The organism is Dactylosporangium vinaceum, from assembly GCF_019904175.1.
Classification (GTDB): Bacteria; Actinomycetota; Actinomycetes; order Mycobacteriales; family Micromonosporaceae; genus Dactylosporangium; species Dactylosporangium vinaceum.
Genome location: NZ_CP061913.1, coordinates 1,718,778 through 1,738,452, shown reverse-complemented (window position 1 = coordinate 1,738,452; position 19,675 = coordinate 1,718,778). Strand labels below are relative to the sequence as shown.

Below are 19,675 nucleotides of genomic sequence, written 5' to 3'. Positions count from 1 at the left end.
GACGCGAAGCAACACACGGACAGCAAGCGACGCGCGGATAGGAAAGCAGCGCGCGGACAGCAAGCGATGCCGGCAGGAAGCACCCCGTAAGCGCGCCGGCCCAGTGCGCAAGGCAAACGCAGGACGTCCCAATCCTCCGATGCCAGCGGAGGGCGCTCTGAGCAGTCTCGGGCAGCACCAGCGCGCTATCGGCCGCGCCATGGCAGACGCAGGGACGCGCATCACCCACAAGCGCACCACTGGAGCGAACGCTCCCTCGGCCACAAAAAACCAAGCGCGGTCGCGTCACACACGGCACGCATGCGAACACAGGAGGCGACGGCAAGCGGCGCGCGGACGCGAGCAAGCGGGTCATCGCACGAACACGCAGGCAAACATCACCACGCACGGTCGCGCAGGCAAACGTAACCGCGCGCAGACGCGGAGCAGCACACAGACGCGCGGACGCAGAGCAGTACACAGACGCGCGGACGCGTCATCGCGCGGAGGTGCAGGCAATCGTCACAGCGCGCGGACGCGGCACAGCAGCGCGCACAGGGCGCCATCGCGCGGACGCGCAGGGAGCGTCATCGCACACGGGCGCGGCACGAACAGCGGGCGCGAGGCGACGCACGCGAGCGCGGAGAGCGGAAAGCCGCGCGCGGGCACGTCATCGAACGGACGCGCAGGCGAACGTCACCAAGCACGGGCGCGACACAACAGCGCACGCGGGCGCCAGGCAGACGCCACGGCGCACGGGCGCGGCACGAACCGCGACGCGGGCGCGACGCGGGCGCGGGCGCGACGCGGGCGCGGGCGCGACGCGGGCGCGGGCGCGACGCGCGGGTGCAAGCAAGCGCGTCATCGCGCGGGCGCGCAGGCAGGCGTCATGGCGCACGGGCGCGGCACGAACCGCGACGCGGGCGCGGGCGTGACGCGCGGGTGCAAGCAAGCGCGTCATCGCGCGGGCGCGTAGGCAGGCGCCATGGCGCACGGGCGCGGCATGAACAGCAGGCGCGAGGCGCGGCGCGCGAGCGTCATCGCGCGGACGCAAGGCGCGGCACGGGCGCGGGGCGCGGCGCATGAGCGTCATCGCGCGGGCGCGCAAGCATGCACGTCAGCGCGCGGGCACGGCACGAGCAGCCGGCGCGATGCGATACCTGGGCGCGGAAAGCGGAAAGCTGCGCGCGGGCCCGCTCGGGGGCGTCATCGCGCCGACGTGCAGGCAAGCTTCACGGCGCACGGGCGCAGCACAACAGCGCGCACGGGGCGCTTCATCGTGCGGGCGTGCACGCAAGCGTCACCGGGAGGGACGCGGGCACGGACAGCGGGAGCAAGGCGACCCGTGGACGCAGGCACGGCGCGGACGCGGAAAACTGCGCGTGGGCACGAGCAAACCCGTCATCGCGCGGACGCGCAGGCAAGCAGCACCGCGCGGGCACGGGCGCGGGCGCGGGCACGGGCGCGGGCGCGGGCGCGGGCGCGGGCGCGGGCACGGACAGTCGGGAGCGAGGCGACGGGCGAGCACGGGCACGGGCGCGGACAGTCGGGAGCGAGGCGACGGGCGGGCACGGGCACGGCGCGGGCCGGGCGCAGGCTGGAGCGGGCCTAGGGCGGACATGGGCTCGGTGCGGCGCGGACGCGGCAAGTTGCGCGCGGGCGCGAGCAAGCGCGTCATCGCGCGGACGCGCAGGCAAGGCTTCGCAGCGCGCGGGCGCGGCACGAACCGCGACGCGCCAACAACCGCGACGCGGGCGCGACGCACGGGTGCAAGCAAGCACGTCATCGCGCGGGCGCGGCGAAACAGCACGCGCGGGCGCGAGGCGGGGAGCGGGCGCGGGCGCGAGGCCACGCGCGGGCGCGAGGCCACGCGCGGGCGCGAGGCGGGGAGCGGGCGCCGAGAGCGGCAACCTGCGCGTGGAAAGGGAGGACGACGCGCGGGGTGCGGGATGCGGAGCGGCGCGGGCGCAGGGTTCGGGCCGCGCGGGCGCGGAAGTCAGCTGAGCTGCGCCAGCAGGGTGTCGGCCGCCGCGTACGGATCAGTCCGGCCCTCCGCCACCTCGCGGGCCAGGGTTGTCAGTGAGTCTCCGCTGTGCAGGTCCTGCATCCGCGCGCGCAAGACGCCGAGCGCGATCGCCTCGATCTCCGCCTCCGCGCGGCGGATGCGGCGCAGAGTCAGCGCGCCCGAAGCGGCGAGGTGGGCGCGGTGCTCGTCGATGGCGGCGACCAGGTCCGCGATGCCTTCGCCGCGGGCGGCTACGCAGCGGACCACGCGAGGGCGCCAGTCGCCCGGGGCTCGGGTGCCCAGGCCGATCATGCCCTGGATGTCGCGGTACGTGGCGTCGGCGCCGTCGCGGTCGGCCTTGTTGACGACGAAGATGTCGGCGATCTCCAGGACGCCGGCCTTCGCGGCCTGGATGGCGTCGCCCATGCCCGGGGCCAGCAGGACCACCGTGGTGTCGGCCAGGCCGGCGATCTCGACCTCGGCCTGGCCGACGCCGACGGTCTCGATGACGACCGGGTCGCAGCCGGCGGCGGCGAGGACGCGGGCCGCCTGGGGGGTGGCGGCGGAGAGGCCGCCCAGGTGGCCGCGGCTGGACATGGAGCGGATGTACACGCCCGGGTCGGTGGCGTGGTCCTGCATCCGGACGCGGTCGCCCAGGATGGCGCCGCCGGTGAAGGGGCTCGAGGGGTCCACCGCGAGGACGCCCACCCGGCGGCCGGCCTTGCGGAACGCGGTGACCAGCTCGTTCGTGGTCGTCGACTTGCCCACGCCGGGGGCGCCGGTCAGGCCGACAACGGCGGCGGCTCCCGTGTGCGGGGCGAGGGCGGCGGCGATGCGGGGCAGGGCCTCGTCGCCGTCCTCGACCAGGCTGATGAGCCGGGCCACCGCCCTGGGGTCGCCGTCGCGGGCGGCGGCGACCAGGGTGGGTACGTCGCGGGAGCGGCGGAGGGTCACCGCTTGGGTACGCGGAACAGGAGGGCGTCGCCCTGCCCACCGCCGCCGCAGAGGGCCGCCGCGCCCAGGCCGCCACCGCGCCGGCGCAGCTCCAGGATCAGGGTGAGGGCCAGGCGGGCGCCGCTCATGCCGATCGGGTGGCCGAGGGCTATCGCGCCGCCGTTGACGTTGACGATGGCCGGGTCGATGCCGAGGTCGGCCGTGGACTGCACGCCGACGGCCGCGAACGCCTCGTTGATCTCGACCAGGTCCAGGTCCTCGACGCCCAGGCCGGCCTTGGTCAGGGCGTGCTTGATGGCGTTGGAGGGCTGGCTGGTCAGCGAGTTGTCGGGGCCGGCGACGTTGCCGTGGGCGCCGATCTCGGCGATCCACTCCAGGCCCAGCTCCTCGGCCTTGGCCCGGCTCATCACGACGACCGCGCAGGCGCCGTCGGAGATGGGCGAGGAGGTGGCGGCCGTGATCGTGCCGTCCGCGGTGAACGCCGGGCGCAGCTTGGCCAGGGTCTCGACGGTCGTCTCGGGGCGGATCTGCTCGTCCTCGGTCACCAGCAACGGCTCGCCCTTGCGCTGCGGGATGGCGACGGGGGTGATCTCCTCGGCGAAGTGGCCGTTCTTCTGCGCGGCCGCGGCCTTCTGGTGGCTGGCCGCGCCGAACGCGTCCTGGGCCTCGCGGGTGATGCCGAGCCGGGCGACGTGCCGCTCGGTCGATTCACCCATGGACACCTGGTCGTACGCGTCGGTCAGCCCGTCCAGGGCCATGTGGTCCTTGACGACCACGTCGCCGTACTTGTACCCCTGCCGCTGCCCGAGGAGCAGGTGCGGCGCGTTTGTCATCGACTCCATGCCCCCGGCCACCACGATGTCGAACTCGCCGGCCCGGATGAGCTGGTCGGCCAGGGCGATCGCGTCGAGGCCCGACAGGCATACCTTGTTGATCGTGAGCGCGGGGACGCTCATGGGGATGCCCGCCCCGATCGCGGCCTGGCGCGCGGGGATCTGCCCGGCGCCGGCCTGCAGGACCTGGCCCATGATGACGTACTGCACCTGCTCCGGCGCGACCCCGGAGCGCTCCAGCGCGGCCCGGATCGCGACTTCACCCAGTTTCGTGGCCGGAAAGTCCTTCAGGGCACCGAGCAGGCGACCCATCGGCGTGCGGGCGCCGTTGACAATCACCGACTGAATCATCGCTAAAGGGCCTCCGAGAGAAGGTTCACAGCCGCCTCGTCGCGACCTGAACGTTGGATAAGCCCAGAATATCGCCATGGACACCGCCGCCCCGAAGTTGGATATATCACCCATCGGCATCCAGCGGATCGATCACGTCGGCATCGCCGTGGCCGACCTCGACGAGGCCATCGAGTTCTACGCCCGCGTCTTCGGGATGCGCTGCGTGCACGAGGAGACGAACGAGGAGCAGGGCGTGCGCGAGGCCATGCTCTCCGTCGGCCCGACCACGGAGGGCGGCTGCCTGCAGCTGCTGGCGCCGCTGTCGCCGAGCTCGACCATCGCCAAGTTCCTCGAGCGCAGCGGGCCGGGGATGCAGCAGCTCGCCTATACGGTCACCGATGTCGATGCCACGTGCGCAGCACTGCGTGAACGCGGGGTGCGGCTGCTGTATGACGCGCCTCGTCGCGGTACAGCCGGAAGTCGCATTAATTTCGTGCATCCCAAGGATGCCGGAGGGGTCCTTGTCGAGCTGGTCCAGCCCGCTGATGCAATTTCTCACTAGGCCGTTCCGCCGATAAGCTACCGGTCAGTAACCTCCGGCCCATGCAGAAGATTCTCGATGCGATCATGCAGGCGGAGGGGGCGGCCGATCCGGCGGCCGAGCTCCGGGCGGTGGCCGCGCTGCCGGTGCCCGAGAGTTATCGGGGTGTCGTCGTGCGGGCCGCCGAGGCGGCGATGTTCGACGGGCTCGACACCCGGGAGAAGGACCCGCGCAAGTCACTGCATGTGCAGGAGGTCCCCACACCAGAGGTCGGGCCCGGCGAGGCCCTGATCGCGGTCATGGGCTCCGCCGTCAACTACAACACCGTCTGGACGTCGATCTTCGAGCCGGTCCCGACCTTCGCGTTCCTGCGCCGTTACGGACGGGGGCATGATCGCCCCTATCACGTCGTCGGTTCAGACGCAGCTGGAGTGGTACTGCGAGTGGGCCCCGGTGTCACCAGATGGCGGCCCGGCGACGAGGTGGTGGCGCACTGCCTGAGCGTCGAGCTGGAGGACGCGGCCGGCCACGACGACACCATGCTCGACCCGCAGCAGCGGATCTGGGGCTTCGAGACCAACTACGGCGGCCTGGCCGAGCTCGCCCTGGTCAAGGCCAACCAGCTCATGCCCAAGCCGGTCCACCTGTCGTGGGAGGAGGCGGCGTGCCCGGGGCTGGTGAACTCGACCGCGTATCGCCAGCTCGTCTCCCGCCACGGCGCCCGGATGAAGCAGGGCGACACCGTGCTGATCTGGGGCGCCTCCGGGGGCCTCGGCTCCTACGCGGTGCAGTTCGCACTCAACGGTGGGGCGACCCCCGTTTGTGTGGTTTCGAGCCCCCAGAAGGCGCAATTGTGCCGGGCCATGGGCGCCGAGCTGGTGATCGACAGGTCCGGGTACCGCTTCTGGCGCGACGAGCAGACCCAGGACGTGTCGGAGTGGAAACGGTTCGGCGCGGAGATCCGGGCACTGACCGGCGGCGAGGACCCCGACATCGTCTTCGAGCACCCGGGCCGGGAGACGTTCGGCGCGTCCGTGTACGTCGCCAAGCGCGGCGGCACGATCGTGACCTGCGCCTCGACGTCGGGGTACCTGCACCAGTACGACAACCGGTATCTCTGGATGCACCTCAAAAGGATCATCGGCAGCCACTTCGCGAACTACCGGGAAGCCTGGGAGGCCAATCGGCTGATCATGCGCGGTCGTGTCCACCCGACGCTTTCGCGGGTGTACTGCCTCGAGCAGACCGGCCAGGCCGCGTCGGACGTGCACAGGAACCTGCACCAGGGCAAGGTCGGCGTCCTGGGCCTGGCCCCGGCCGAGGGCCTCGGCGTTCGTGATCCACAGCTGCGGGCCCGGCACGAGGCCGCGATCAACCGGTTTCGAAACCGTTAGGGACCGTTCGTCCGGGTGTACCGACACGCCCATAAAGCGTGACAAAAACGCGGCGTGTCCTGGCCAGGGAAAGTTGACCATGAGAGCCGTACGGAAGATAGCCGTTCCACCCTTGCGAACTCCCCCGGGTGGTCTGCAAGTATGTGCCAATGCCCCAGCAGCAGTCCTCGGTTGATTTCTTCCAGAACGGCTCTGATCACGAAGAGCTGAGTGTCGTCCTGCGCGGTTACGACCGTCAGCAGGTCGACAGCAAGCTGCAGCGCCTCAACGCGCAGCTGCAGCAGGCCAGTCAGGCCCGCGAAGAGGCCGAGGGCCGCCTCGCCGAGGCCCAGCGCCGGGTCCGTCAGGCCGAGCAGCGGCTCGGCTCGATGGAGCAGAAGCTCAGCGACACCAACAAGCAGCTGGAAGAGAACAACCGGCCGACGCTGTCGGGCCTGGGCACCCGGGTCGAGCAGATCCTGCGCCTGGCCGAGGAGCAGGCGAACGACCACCGGGGCGAGGCCAAGCGCGAGTCCGAGGGCATCATCTCCGCGGCCCGGCTGGAGGCCCGCGAGATCACCGACAAGGCCCGCGCCGAGTCGGCCGCGATGAAGGCGACCGCGGAGCGCGAGGCGGGCAACCTGCGCACCGCCGCCGAGCGGGAGGCCGCCGAGGTCCGGGTGCAGGCCCGGCGCGAGGCCGACACGCTGCGGGCCGACGCCGAGCGCGAGACCAAGCAGCTGCGCACCGCCACCGCGCACGAGGTCGCCGAGCTCAAGGCGACAGTCGAGCGCGAGGTCGCGACGCTGCGGGCCACCGCCGAGCGGGAGATCACCCAGCTGCGGGCCAAGGCCGCGCGCGAGGCCGAGGAGAAGCGCGCCGAGGCGACGAAGCTGCTCACCGACGCCCGCGACAAGCGCGACAAGGACCTGCAGTCCCTCGCGCTGGAGATCGCCGAGCGGCAGGAGAAGGCCGAGCGCGAGGAGTCCGCTCGCCACGCCTCCGCCGTCGCCGCCACCCAGAAGCTGGTCACCGAGGCCGAGGGGCGCGCCCGGGCGGCCGAGGACCGGGCCAAGGAGATCGAGCAGCGCGCCGAGACCCGCCGGGTCGAGAGCGAGCGGGCCGCCGCCGAGACCATCGACAAGGCCAAGAACCTCGCCGACAAGACCGTCAACGAGGCCCGCGCCGAGGCGCACCGCCAGCTCAGCGAGGCCCGGGCCGAGGCCGAGGACACCACGAACCGGGCCCGTCGCGAGGTCGAGGACCTCACGCGCCAGAAGGACGCGGTCACGTCGCAGCTCGGGCAGATGCTCTCCGGCCTCGCCGGCATCATGCCGACGGTCGGGCAGGCCCAGGGCGGCGGCGACGCCAAGAAGGGCAAGTCCGGCGACGGCGAGAAGGTCACGGCGTAACGACCGTTCAGGTCCGGCGCGGATTCATAGCTGGTTCACGGGGAGTTCGATCGCAGGTCCCGTCACGCGCAGTGTGTAATTGCGCGTGGCGGGACGTTGCGTGTGAGGATAGGTGTTATGTCAGACGGCGACCTCTTCAACTCGGGCACGGGCGTGTCCTCGGAACCCGACTTCGAGACGGCGATCCGGGGCTACCGGCGCGACCAGGTCGATAAGTACTGGACTCAGTCCGAGAACGAGATCGCCGCGCTGAAGGTGGAGAACGAGGAGGTCTGGGGTCAGGTCCAGGCGCTCGCCTCCCAGGTGCAGGACCTCCAGATGGAGCTGTCCGAGCTGCGCCGGCACGCGCCCGGGCGCGGCGAGGTCCTCTCGTTCCGCCACCTCGGCCCGCGCGTCGAGCAGATCCTCGCCCTCGCCGAGGACCAGGCCGCCGACATCCGCGGCAACGCCGTCCAGGAGATCTCCGGCCTGCGCGCCGAGGCCGAGCGGCTGCTCGCCGAGGCCCGCAGCCGCGCCTCCAAGGCCAACGAGGACTTCGAGCTCGCCCTGGCCGCCCGGCGGTCCGAGGAGGAGCGCTCGGTCGCCCACCGCCGCCAGTCGCTTGACGCCGAGGCCCGCGCCATCGAGGAGCGCGCCGCCCAGGCCCGCGCCGAGGGCGAGCGCCTCATCGCCGCCGCCCAGGCCGAGGCCCAGCGCATCACGCAGACCACCAACGCCCAGCTCGAGCAGGCCCGGGCCGACGCCGAGCGGCACGCACACAGCGTGCGCACCTCCGCCGAGCAGCACGCGGCCGCCGTCAAGGCCGAGGCCGACCAGCACGCCCACGCCGTGCGCGCGGCCGCCGAGCAGGAGACCGCCGGCGCCAAGTCCCACGCCGCCGCGCTGATCGCGCAGGCCCAGGAGCAGGCGGCCACGCTCGCCGCCCAGGCCAAGCACGAGGCCGACACGCTCGCCGCGCAGTCCCAGCAGACCGCCGCCGCGGTCGCGGCCAAGGCTCAGGAGGCCGCCGAGGCGGTCGCCAAGCGGGCCGAGGAGCACGCCGCCACCATCGCCAAGCAGGCCCAGGAGGCCGCCGCCGCCCTGATCGCCCAGGCCGAGGCGACCGCCGCGGAGGCCGCCGAGCAGGCCCGCCTCCAGCTCGAGGCCGACACCACCGTCGCCAAGCAGGCCGCCGACACCGAGGTGGCCGCCCACCGCGAGACACTCCAGCAGCAGCTCGCCGAGCTCCGCGCCACCCACGAGGCCGAGCTGGCCGAGCAGCGCGCGGCCGCGGCGACCGAGGCCGACTCCCTCCGCGCCGCCGCCGCGGCCGAGGCCGAGACCCTGCGCACGACCGCCGCCACCGAGGCCGAGACCTTGCGCACGTCAGCGGTCACCGAGGCCGACTCCCTGCGCGCGGAGGCGGCCACCCACGCCGAGTCCGTCCGCGCCGAGGCGGCCACGCACGCCGACGACCTGCGCACCAAGGCTGCCACCGAAGCGGAGACCCTGCGCGCGGAGGCGAAGGCGAAGGACGACGCCGCCCGCGCCGCCGCCGAGGCCGCGAGGGCCGCCGCCGAGGCCGAGACCGCCGAGATCCGCGCCGCCGCGGACCAGGAGGCCGAGACCTTCAAGGCCCGCATCGCCGCCCTGGAGGCCGAGGCCGACTCCCTGCGCGCCGCCGCGGCCGACGCCGAGACCCTGCGCGCCACCGCCGCGGAGGCCGACTCCCTGCGCGCGACCGCCGCCGAGGCCGAAACCTTGAAGGCCAAGGTCGCCACGCTGGAGGCCGAGCTGGCCGAGGCCAAGTCGAGCGCCGCCGACGCCGAGACCACCAAGGCCGACGCGGAGACCTTGAAGGCCAGGATCGCCACCTTGGAAGCCGAGTCGAGCGCCGCCCAGGCCGCCCTGGAACTGGCCAAGACCGAGGCCGCAGAAGCCCTGAAGGCCGCCGAGGCCAACAAGCCCGCGGACGCAAAGCCCGCCGAGCCGAAGACCGACGCGGTGAAGATCGACGGCGCGAAAGTCGACGGGGCGAAGATCGACGGCGCGAAGGTCGATGGAGCGAAGATCGACGGCGCGAAGGTCGATGGAGCGAAGACGGACGGCGTGAAGGTCGACGGCGCGAAAGCCGATGGGGCGAAGGTCGACGGGGCGAAGGTCGAGAACGTGGAGGCCAAGGTCACCGCGAACGGCGGCAAGCCCAAAGCGAAGCCCCAGCCCCCCACGAAGCAGGCCACCGCAGCGACCACAACGGCCCCGGACGCCACCGACCCCGAGCCGCCCGCCGCCAGCGAGGAACTCACCACAGCAACCGCCAACGGCACCCGCTGACCCACCTCCGGCACCCACCGGACACAAGCCCGCCAAAGACTCCCGACGGCCGCCGCGCACCCGCGCCGCGGCCGTCGCCGTACAGACACACCTCCCCGCCCCCGCGCGTGTCCACAACACAGCCCGGCGCCGGCTCAGCCTCTCCCCGCGCTCCAATCCCGAGTTCCGCCCCACGCGTGGCCACCCATCGCAGACCGGCGCTCCCTCGTCCTAACCCACCTCGCTGCTCGATCCGCCGCACGCGCCCGCGCGTGGCAGCGCCCACCAACCGCCGCACCACCAGCCGCGTCCGCGCGAGGCAGCTTCCAGCAATCGCCCGCGTCACCAGCCGCATCCGCATGCGGCCTGCGTCGACATCCGCCAGCACAAAGGCCCACAGCCCGCGATGACATCCGGCAGCGCGCAGGCGCACGGTCCGCAGCGCACGGCCTCCACGGCGCACGGCCCCCACGGCGCGCTGCCCAGAGCGCACAGCCTCCACGGCGCGCTGCCCAGAGCGCACGGCACACGACGCACGGCCCACGACATAGGGCACACGGCGGCATCCAAGCAGCACACAGGCGCGCGCACGCCCGCGGTTGATGTTCAGCAAGTGTGCGGGTGCGTGTTGTCCGCATGGGGATGGCTGTCGCGTTGGTGGGGCGCTGGATCGATGCCTGCCGTCGCTCGTCATCACCGGCTCGTCACGCGCTGCGTTGGCCCAGGCTTGTTACGCACCAGTCCGATGCGCATGCACCGGCGATATCACGCCCCTCTGCCAATAGCCGCGCAATCCAGCAAACCCGAAATAAGGTATAAATCCGAAAAATCGTAGTGAGGAACGAGTCATGATTTTTCGGAGCCCACAACCGAGCCGGCAACAGTGGCCAACGACAGCAGCAAGAAGCCCGGCCGCCGAAAAGACGAGCCGGGCCACCAGCAGGACCGGACAAGGACAAACAGCGAAGCAGCGGCTAGAACGCGAGTACGGCCTTGGTCACCGTGTACGCCTCCGCGTAATGCGACCGGCACTCCATGCCGCGGATCCGGGCCAGCCCCAGGAAGACCTCGTCGTCCCACCAGTCGCGGGCCTTCTGGGACGGGAAGTGCTCGTGCAGCAGGGCGACCTTGCGGCGGCCCTGGTCCGGGGTCAGCGGCACGTAGATGTTGCGCCGGCCCAGGTCGCCGTCCCACTTCGGGATCTCGTAGTGCAGGACCAGCGAGTTGCGGAAGGCCGTCGACGCCAGCGTCGCCAGCAGCCGGTGGTCCTGGTGCGCGTCGTCGGTTGCGGGCGCGAGGACCAGGTCAGGTACGCCCAGGGAGGCCGCCGCCTCGACGATCTCCTTGGTCTCGTTCCAGTGGGCCGGGAGCCGGCCGTCGGGCAGGGCGTGCAGGTGGAAGTTCAGCGCCGCGGCCTGGCTGAGGAAGGCCGACGCGGCCGCGCGGGCCTCGGCCTGGCGCGTGGGGGCGCCGGTGGCCAGGACGTAGTCGACGGTGACGCCGGCGGGGAGGGAGAGCAGGAGGCCGCCGGCGGCGATCTCGATGTCGTCCGGGTGGGCGCCCAGGGCGACGACGGACCGCACGCCGGCCAGGTTGAAGCCGATCACGACGCCGGGCCCCGCATGGTGTCCCACAGCATCCACGGGCAGTCGCCGCTGTTGTACGCCTCTTCCATCTCCGCGCGGTCCTTGAAGGTGTCGACCGCGCGCCAGAAGCCGTCGTACTGCTGGGCCAGCAGCTTGCGCTCCGGGATGAGGCGGTCGAAGGCCATGGGGACCATGTCCTCGCCCTCGCGCAGGACGTCGAAGATGCCCGGGCGCATGATGAAGTAGCCGCCGTTCTCGAAGGTCAGCAGCTCCTTGAAGTCGCGGACCTGGGTGACCGCGCCGTCCGGGTCCATCTCCACGACGTGGTGCGTCGAGACGGTGGGCACGGCCAGCATGCTCGCCGTCGCGTCGGACGCACGGAAGCGCTCGACCATCTCGGGCAGCGGCGCGTCGGTGAGGGTGTCGGCGTAGTTGGCCATGAACATCGGCTCGTCCTCGACGTACTTGCGCACGCGCATGAGGCGCTCCCCGATCGACGCCTTCAGGCCGGTGTCGATGAACGTGATGTTCCAGCCGGTGATGTCCGTGGAGAACAGCTGGACGTCGCGGTCGCTGCCGTTGAGGGTGAAGTCGTTGGAGAGCGTCTCGTCGTAGTGCAGGAAGTAGTCCTTGACGACCGCGGCGCCGTAGCCGAGGGCCAGGATGAAGTCGGTGTGTCCGAAGTGCGCGTAGTACCGCATGACGTGCCACAGCAGCGGCCGGTCGCCGATGAGTGCCATGGGCTTCGGGACGTTGCTGCCGCCCTCGCGCATGCGCATGCCGAGGCCACCGCAGAACAGAACGACCTTCATGGCCGGGTTTACCCCTCTACCTCGAGTGCGGGGATCGGGTACACGAGCTTGCCGCCCCAGTCCTTCACGTAGGACAGCTGCGCGCTGATCTCGGTGCGCAGGTTCCAGGGCAGGACCAGGACGTAGTCGGGCCGGTCGGCTTCGATGCGCTCCGGCGCGTGGATCGGGATGTGCGTGCCCGGCAGGAACATGCCCTGCTTGTGCGGCGAGCGGTCGACTGTGTACTCGACCAGGTCCTCGCGGATGCCGCAGTGGTTGAGCAGCGTGTTGCCCTTGCCCGGGGCGCCGTAGCCGACGACCCGCTTGCCCTCGGCGCGGGCCTGCATGAGGAAGGTCAGCAGGTCCTTCTTGATCGTGAAGACCTCGTCGGCGAAGCCCTTGTGGCCCTCGAACGTGTGCAGACCGGCCGCGGCCTCGGCCTCCAGGAGCGCCTTGACGGCCAGCGACGGCTCCCCGGCCTGTTCGGTGTGTTTCGCGTGTACCCGCAGTGAGCCCCCGTGCGTCGCCAGTTCCTCGACGTCCACAACGGTGAGCCCGCCCTTCGCCAGCGCCCGCGAGGCGGTCAGCAGCGAGAGGTACTGGTAGTGCTCGTGGTAGATCGTGTCGAACTGCCGCCGCTCGATGAGCCGCAGGAGGTGGGGGAACTCCAGCGTGACCAGACCGTCCGGCTTGACCAGGTTGGCCAGGCCCTGGGAAAACCCGATGATGTCCGGAATATGCGCGTAGACGTTGTTGGCGGCGACCAGATCCGCCCGTCCGTATTGGTCGGCGACGGCCGCCCCGGTGTCCGGCCCGAGGAAACACACTTCCGTCCGAACGCCCTTTTCGCGGGCGACCGCTGCGACATTTCCGGCGGGCTCAACGCCGATCACCGGAATACCGGCGGCCACAAAATGCTGCAGAAGGTACCCATCATTACTGGCCACTTCGGCGACCAGGCTGTCGGCCGTTAGGCCGAGCTTCTCGGTCATCGCGACGGCGTAGCGGCGGGCGTGCTCGACCCACGAGGTCGAGTACGACGAGAAGTACAGGTAGTCGGAGAAGATCGCTTCCCCGGCGACGTACGCCGGCAGCTGGACCAGCAGGCACTCCGTGCAGATGCGCACGTGCAGCGGGTAGAACGTCTCCGCCGCGTCCACCTTGTCCGCCGGTACGTAGCTTTCGCAGAGGGGAGACATCCCCAGGTCGACGAAGGTCTCGGTGAGTTCCGCCCCACACAGGCGGCACGAGACAGCGGACATGCGTTCCCCCTCAAAGTCGGTCGCGCTAGGCTGCACGCCGGACAGCACAACCCAAGCGCCGTGACAAACGACCCCGTGCGACGCGCAAGCTTAGCTGCGACGCGAAAGAAACTAGCGGCTCGTCGCGCCCGACGGTAAACGACAAAGTAAAAAGTCCGACAGACGACTCCAGGGCCGAAATTCGCGGCTTCTAGACTCGTCTTCCACCCGCCGAACGTCCGGGAGCTAGCTCATGCGCGTACTCGTCACTGGCCACGACGGATACATCGGCAGCGTGCTGGTGCCGATACTCCGCGAAGCCGGGCACGAGGTCGTCGGCCTCGACACCGGGCTGTTCGCGGACTGCATCCTCGGTCCGGCGCCGGAGGAGGTGAAGACCCTCCGCGTCGACCTGCGCGACGTCGAGCCCGAGCACGTGACGGGCTTCGACGCGGTGATCCACCTCGCCGCGCTGTCGAACGACCCGCTCGGCAACCTCGACCCCGACCTGACCTACGACATCAACCACCGCTCGACGCTGCGGCTGGCCCGCGCCGCGAAGGCCGCCGGTGTCGAACGGTTCCTGTTCTCGTCGTCCTGCTCGCTGTACGGCAAGGGCGAGGACGACACCCCGCTCGACGAGACGGCCGGCTTCAACCCGGTGACGCCCTACGGCGAGTCCAAGATCCTCTCCGAGCAGGGCCTGCTGGAGCTGGCCGACGACGACTTCTCGCCGGTGTTCCTGCGCAACTCCACGGCCTACGGCTTCTCCCCGCGGCTGCGCGGTGACCTGGCCGTCAACGACTTCGCCGCGCACGCGCTGCTGACCGGCCAGGTGGTGCTGCTCTCCGACGGCATGGCCTGGCGCCCGCTGATCCACATCGAGGACATCTCGGCCGCGTTCCTGGCGTTCCTGGAGGTCGACCGCGAGCGCATGCACGCCAAGGCCTACAACATCGGCCGCACCAGTGAGAACTACCTCATCCGCGACGTCGCGAGCCTGGTCGCCGAGGCGGTGCCGGGCAGCGTGCCGACGTTCGCCGAGGGCGCCGGGGCCGACCTGCGCAACTACCGGGTCACGTGCGACCTGATCGAGCGCGAGATCCCCGAGTTTCAGCCGAAGTGGAACGTGAAGCTCGGCGTGGAGCAGCTGGTCGAGAACTACCAGCGCTACGGGCTGACGATCGAGCAGTTCAAGAGCCAGACCCACCAGCGCATCAAGCGGATCCAGGCGCTGATGGACGCGGGCAAGCTGGACGACAAGCTGCGCTGGACCAACGCGTGAACGCCCAGCAGGACCACCGGCTCTGCGACGCCTGCGGCGAGGACCGGCTCGTCCCGTTCGCTGACCTCGGCGAGATCCCGGTGCTGTGCGGCGTGCACTGGGAAGCCCACGGCGACGCGGTCGCCTCGCCGGTCGGGCGGATGGAGCTGGCCGCGTGCCCGCGCTGCGCCTACGTGCGCAACGTCGCGTTCGAGCCGGAGAAGCTCGTCTACGACACGACGATGGACACCAACCTGCACTTCTCCCCCGCGTTCCAGAAGTTCTCGGCCGAGCTGGTCGAGAGCCTCAACGACCGGTACGACCTGGCCGGCAAGCTGGTCCTGGACATCGGCTGCGGGCAGGGCGAGTTCCTGCGCGAGCTCGTCCACGTCAGCGGCGGGCGCGGGGTGGGCTACGACGCCATGTACGCGGGTGTCGAGGGTGAGCAGGACGGCGCGACGTTCCACGCCGAGTTCGCGCCGCGCGGGTCGGGCCTGCCGGCGTACGACTTCTTCACCTCCCGGCACTGGTTCGAGCACATCGACGACCCTTACGAGTTCCTGGTCGACCTGCGGGAGCAGGCGAACGGGCGCGAGGTGTTCGGCTACGTCGAGGTGCCCGACGCGGTGTACGACCTGGCCACCGCCGGCTGGGAGGTCATCTACCCGCACGTGTCGTACTTCGACGCGTACAGCCTCGCGATGATCTTCAGCCGGGCCGGCTGGACAGTGGAGTCGACAGGCACGCTGTTCTCCGGCATGTTCCGCTACATCGAGGTGTCGGCGAACCGCCCGCGCTCGCAGGGGCACGCGGCGTACACCGGCGAGCTTCCCTCACTGCGGGCGCGGGACAAGCAGCTGGCCGCCATCGCCGGCTTCGCCGAACGCCACCACGCCGAGCGGCAGCGGTGGCGGGACACCATCGCCCGCCTCGACGCGGAGGGCGCCAAGCCGGTGCTGTGGGGCGCCGGGTCGCGCGGCGTGCAGTTCCTCACCCTCGCCGACCGGGAGCTGGCGCTGGCCGGGGTCGTGGACCTCAACCCGCGCAAGTGGGGCCGATTCCTGCCGGTCACCGGGCACCGGGTGGAGCCGCCGTCGACGCTCACCACACTGCAGCCGAAGGCCGTGATCATCACGAACCCGGCGTACCGGGAAGAAATCGGGAAATCGCTCGCCGATCTGGGCGTGACGGCGGAAATCCTCGTCGCCTGAAAAACCGCAAAAACCCCGGTATCCGTATGGATGCCGGGGTTTTTCGTATGCCGGGAAGCCGTCAGGAACGCGACAGATCCAAATGCATTGTCACTGGCTACTCTGACGCCACCACCCAGACGCTTCCCCGCCGCCAAAATTCCCACATTGGAGGCCGTATGTCGCGCTCCAAAAGCGCACTGCGGTCGGCCCTGGTCGCGAGCCTCATCGCCGCGGTCATCACGCCGATCGCCGGCAGCGAGGCCGCCACCGCGGCCCTGCCGACCGGATTCCAGGAGCAGGTCGTCTTCAGCGGGCTCAGCCAGCCGACGAACATCGAGTTCGCCCCCGACGGCCGCATCTTCGTCGCCGAGAAGGGCGGCAAGATCAAGGTCTTCGACAACCTCGCCGACCCGACCCCTGACGTGTTCGCCGACCTGTCCGTGGCCGTGCACAACCAGTGGGACCGCGGCCTGCTCGGGCTCGCGCTGGCCCCCAACTTCCCGACCGATCCGTCGGTCTACGTGCTGTACACGTACGACGCCAAGCTCGGCCAGACCGCCCCGGTCTACAACGACGTGTGCGCGGACGCGAACGGCGGGGCGTGCGTGGTCTCGGCCCGGCTCTCCAAGCTCACGGCGGCCGGCAACCAGATGACCGGCACCGAGCAGCCGCTGATCTCCGACTGGTGCCAGCAGTACCCCAGCCACTCCATCGGCGACCTGAAGTTCGGGGCCGACGGCGCGCTCTACGTCTCCGGCGGCGACGGCGCGAGCTTCAACGTCGTCGACTACGGCCAGCTCGGCTCGCCGGCCAACCCCTGCGGCGACCCGGCGAACGAGGGCGGCGCGCTGCGCTCCCAGGACGTGCTCACCACCGCCGACCCGACCGGGCTCAACGGCTCGATCCTGCGGCTGGACCCGAACACCGGCGCGGCCCTGCCGACGAACCCGCTCGCCGCCTCGCCCGACGCGAACGCGCGCCGGATCGTCGCCCACGGCCTGCGCAACCCGTTCCGCATGACGGTCCGCCCGGGCACGAACGAGATCTGGGCCGGCGACGTCGGCTGGAACACCTGGGAGGAGATCGACCGGGTCGTCACCCCGACGACCGGGCCGACCAACTTCGGCTGGCCGTGCTACGAGGGCAACGCGCGCCAGAGCGGGTACGACAGCGCCGACCGGCCGCTGTGCGAGAACCTGTACGCGGGGGCCGGGCAGAGCGCCCCGTACTACACGTACAACCACGGCGCCAAGGTCGTGGCCGGCGAGAGCTGCCCGTCCGGCGGCTCGTCGATCTCCGGCCTGGCCTTCGCGCCGACGACCGGCGGCTCCTACCCGGCCGGCTACGCGGGGGCGCTGTTCTTCTCCGACTACAGCCGCAACTGCATCTGGGCCATGATGCCCGGCGCCGGCGGCCTGCCGGACCCGGCGAACATCATCACGTTCGACGGCGGCGCCAGCGGCCCGGCCGACCTGCAGATGGGCCCGGGCGGGGAGCTGTACTACGTGAGCCTGGGCAGCAACCAGATCCGCCGCATCCGCTACTACCCGAACAATCAGCCGCCGGTCGCCGCGTTCACCGCGACGCCGACGTCGGGCAGCTCCCCGCTGGCCGTGAGCTTCAACGCCGGCACGTCCTCCGACGCCGACCCGGCCGACGCGGGCCTGCTGAAGTACGCCTGGGACTTCACCAACGACGGCACGACCGACTCGACCGCCGTGACGGCGAACTTCACGTACGCGACGGCCGGCACCTACACGGCCAAGCTCACCGTGACCGACACCGCCGGGGCGACGAACAGCAAGACGGTCACCATCACGGCCGGCAACGACGCCCCGACGGCGTTCATCGACACCCCGGCGGCCACGGCCACGTGGGCGGCCGGCGACACCATCGCGTTCTCCGGCCACGCGACCGACCCGCAGCAGGGTGCGCTGCCGGCCTCGGCGCTGAGCTGGCAGGTGATCCTGCACCACTGCATCACGCCGGACAACTGCCACGAGCACCCGATGAACACCTTCACGGGCGTGGCCGGCGGCTCCATCACCGCGCCCGACCACGAGTATCCGTCCTATGTGGAGTTCAAGCTCACGGCCACGGACTCCGGCGGCCTCACGAGCACGTCGAGCATCTCGGTGCAGCCCAAGACCGTGAACCTGGCGTTCACCTCCAGCCCGGCCGGGCTGCAGTTGACGGTCGGCTCGGCGACGAAGACCACGCCGTTCAGCCTCACCGTGATCCAGGGCTCGACGAACTCCGTCAGTGCGCCCACGCCACAATCCCAGGGCTCGACGTCGTACTCCTTCACGTCCTGGTCCGACGCCGGCGCCCAGACCCACGTCATCACCGCGCCCGCGACGGCCACGACGTACACGGCCACGTACACGGGCAGCGCACCGGCGTGCGGGGACGCGTACGGGTACACCTGCAGCGCCGGGCCCCGGACGTTCGTCCCGGCCGACCAGACGGTGCTGACGCTCAAGGGCGACGACGCCTTCCAGCAGGTGGCACTGCCGTTCCCGATGGCGTTCTACGGGCAGACGTACAGCAGCGCCTGGATCGACACCAACGGCGTGCTCAGCTTCACCGCGCCCAACGGCTCGTCGTGGAACCACGGGGCGATCCCCTCGGCCCCGGCGGCGAACAAACCCAACGCCTCGGTGTACCCGTTCTGGTCCGACCTGGACGTGGACGCCTCGGCGAGCGTGCGCACGCAGCTGAGCGGGTCGGCACCCGACAGGCAGTTCGTCGTCGAGTGGCGCAACGTGCGGTTCTGGGACAACGCGAACGCGCGGGTGTCGTTCGAGACGGTCCTGAGCGAGAACGGTGACGTGGCGGTGGCCTGGAAGGACATCGACACACTGGCCACCGAGCAGGGCTCCGCGTCGACGGTCGGTATCGAGAACGCGGCCGGGACGATCGCGCTGCAGTACTCGCTCAACCAGCCCACCCTGCGCAGCGGCAACGGTGTGCTGTTCCACCCGCCGTCCGGCCCGCCCCCGCCCACCGGCGGGACGCTCACCGGCAAGGTGAGCGCGTCCGGCTCGGGCGCGGCGCTGCCGGGGACCCGGATCGCCCTGTCGCCGGGCACCGCCACCGCGGTCACCGGCGCCGACGGCACCTACCGCATCGACGGCCTGGCCGCCGGCACCTACGCGGTCACCGCGACCGCGCCCGGCGGCCAGGTGGCCACCGGCAACGCGGTGCTCACCGGCTCGGGCGGGGCCACGCTCAACCTGGGGGTCCCGCTGCAGGACTCCTTCGGCTACACGGCCACCCCGGGCGCCCGCGGCTTCATCCGGGCCGACCAGACAGTGCTGAGCCTCACCGGCGACGACTACTACCAGCAGGTCACGCTGCCGTTCCCGGTGAAGTTCTACGGCACCACCTACACGACCGCGTGGGTGGACACCAACGGCGTGGTGACGTTCGTGCAGCCGACCGGCTCGGCCTGGAACCACTCGGCGATCCCGTCGGCGGCCGCCTCCAACAAGGCGAACGCGGCGATCTACCCGTTCTGGGAGGACCTGAACATCGACGCGTCGGCAAGCGTGCGCACCGCGGTCACGGGCAGCGCGCCGAACCGGCAGTTCGTCATCGAGTGGCGCAACGCCCAGTTCTTCGAGGACACGACCGCCCGCGCGTCGTTCGAGGTGGTGTTCTCCGAGAACGGCGACATCGCTGTCGCCTGGGCCGACGTCGACGGCACGACCTTCGAGCAGGGCTCGTCGGCGACAATCGGTATCGAGAACGCCACCGGCACGGTGGCGTTGCAATACTCACTGAATCAGCCGGTGATCAGAAATGGCACCGGGGTGCTTTTCCATCCACCGGCCTGAGTAAAGGCCCGAGCTTTGACCGGAATCGTCCACTGAAAA

The 19,675-nt window shown here is 71.0% G+C and carries 12 protein-coding genes; 7 read left to right on the top strand and 5 right to left on the bottom strand.

All coding sequences use genetic code 11. The annotated features are described in order from the left end of the window. Nucleotides 1-1,975: 1,975 nt before the first annotated feature. Together meaB and Dvina_RS07575 are read right to left on the bottom strand one after the other, a co-directional pair. The gene (gene meaB, locus Dvina_RS07580) at nt 1,976-2,938 is read right to left on the bottom strand and encodes a methylmalonyl Co-A mutase-associated GTPase MeaB (protein WP_223101632.1); all 963 of its coding nucleotides are present in this window, start codon (nt 2,936-2,938) and stop codon (nt 1,976-1,978) included. After that, nucleotides 2,935-4,119 carry an acetyl-CoA C-acetyltransferase gene (locus Dvina_RS07575; RefSeq protein WP_223105384.1) on the bottom strand — a complete coding sequence of 395 codons (1,185 nt, stop codon included), beginning with the start codon at nt 4,117-4,119 and terminating at the stop codon, nt 2,935-2,937. Before Dvina_RS07575 ends, meaB begins: the two co-directional genes overlap by 4 nt. A gap of 79 nt (nt 4,120-4,198) precedes the next feature. Between Dvina_RS07575 and mce the strand changes: the two genes are divergently transcribed. From mce to Dvina_RS07555, 4 genes are all read left to right on the top strand, one after another. Continuing rightward, complete coding sequence (gene mce, locus Dvina_RS07570; RefSeq protein ID WP_223101631.1) at nt 4,199-4,666, top strand: methylmalonyl-CoA epimerase; 468 nt, start codon at nt 4,199-4,201, stop codon at nt 4,664-4,666. Nucleotides 4,667-4,707: 41 nt separating this feature from the next. Next, nucleotides 4,708-6,039 (top strand): crotonyl-CoA carboxylase/reductase, encoded by a 1,332-nt coding sequence (gene ccrA, locus Dvina_RS07565; RefSeq protein WP_223101630.1) that lies wholly within the window; start codon nt 4,708-4,710, stop codon nt 6,037-6,039. A 149-nt stretch (nt 6,040-6,188) separates the two neighbouring features. Continuing rightward, complete coding sequence (locus tag Dvina_RS07560) at nt 6,189-7,430, top strand: coiled-coil domain-containing protein (protein ID WP_223101629.1); 1,242 nt, start codon at nt 6,189-6,191, stop codon at nt 7,428-7,430. 117 nt (nt 7,431-7,547) lie between these two features. After that, nucleotides 7,548-9,743 carry a coiled-coil domain-containing protein gene (locus Dvina_RS07555; protein ID WP_223101628.1) on the top strand — a complete coding sequence of 732 codons (2,196 nt, stop codon included), beginning with the start codon at nt 7,548-7,550 and terminating at the stop codon, nt 9,741-9,743. Between the two features lie 953 nt (nt 9,744-10,696). On the opposite strand, the gene Dvina_RS07550 is transcribed toward Dvina_RS07555, so the two are convergent. The 3 genes from Dvina_RS07550 to Dvina_RS07540 are packed head-to-tail and all read right to left on the bottom strand — an operon-like array spanning nt 10,697 to nt 13,361. Continuing rightward, nucleotides 10,697-11,365, bottom strand: coding sequence for a PIG-L deacetylase family protein (locus tag Dvina_RS07550; RefSeq protein ID WP_246656085.1), 669 nt, complete (start codon nt 11,363-11,365; stop codon nt 10,697-10,699). Beyond that, on the bottom strand, nt 11,326-12,120 hold the full coding sequence (locus Dvina_RS07545; protein WP_223101627.1) for a sugar phosphate nucleotidyltransferase: 795 nt from the start codon (nt 12,118-12,120) through the stop codon (nt 11,326-11,328). The genes Dvina_RS07550 and Dvina_RS07545 overlap by 40 nt, the downstream gene beginning before the upstream one ends. An 8-nt stretch (nt 12,121-12,128) precedes the next feature. Then, the gene (locus Dvina_RS07540) at nt 12,129-13,361 is read right to left on the bottom strand and encodes a class I SAM-dependent methyltransferase (RefSeq protein WP_223101626.1); all 1,233 of its coding nucleotides are present in this window, start codon (nt 13,359-13,361) and stop codon (nt 12,129-12,131) included. Nucleotides 13,362-13,593: 232 nt separating this feature from the next. Here Dvina_RS07540 and Dvina_RS07535 point away from each other — a divergent pair, with 232 nt between their 5' ends. From Dvina_RS07535 to Dvina_RS07525, 3 genes are all read left to right on the top strand, one after another. Beyond that, the gene (locus Dvina_RS07535; protein WP_223101625.1) at nt 13,594-14,625 is read left to right on the top strand and encodes an NAD-dependent epimerase/dehydratase family protein; all 1,032 of its coding nucleotides are present in this window, start codon (nt 13,594-13,596) and stop codon (nt 14,623-14,625) included. Next, a complete protein-coding gene (locus Dvina_RS07530; RefSeq protein WP_223101624.1) occupies nt 14,622-15,815 on the top strand; it encodes a class I SAM-dependent methyltransferase in 1,194 nt (397 codons plus the stop codon). The genes Dvina_RS07535 and Dvina_RS07530 overlap by 4 nt, the downstream gene beginning before the upstream one ends. A gap of 158 nt (nt 15,816-15,973) precedes the next feature. Then, entirely contained in the window at nt 15,974-19,636 is a 3,663-nt protein-coding gene (locus tag Dvina_RS07525; RefSeq protein ID WP_223101623.1) for a PQQ-dependent sugar dehydrogenase, read from the top strand. The last annotated feature ends 39 nt before the right edge of the window (nt 19,637-19,675 follow it).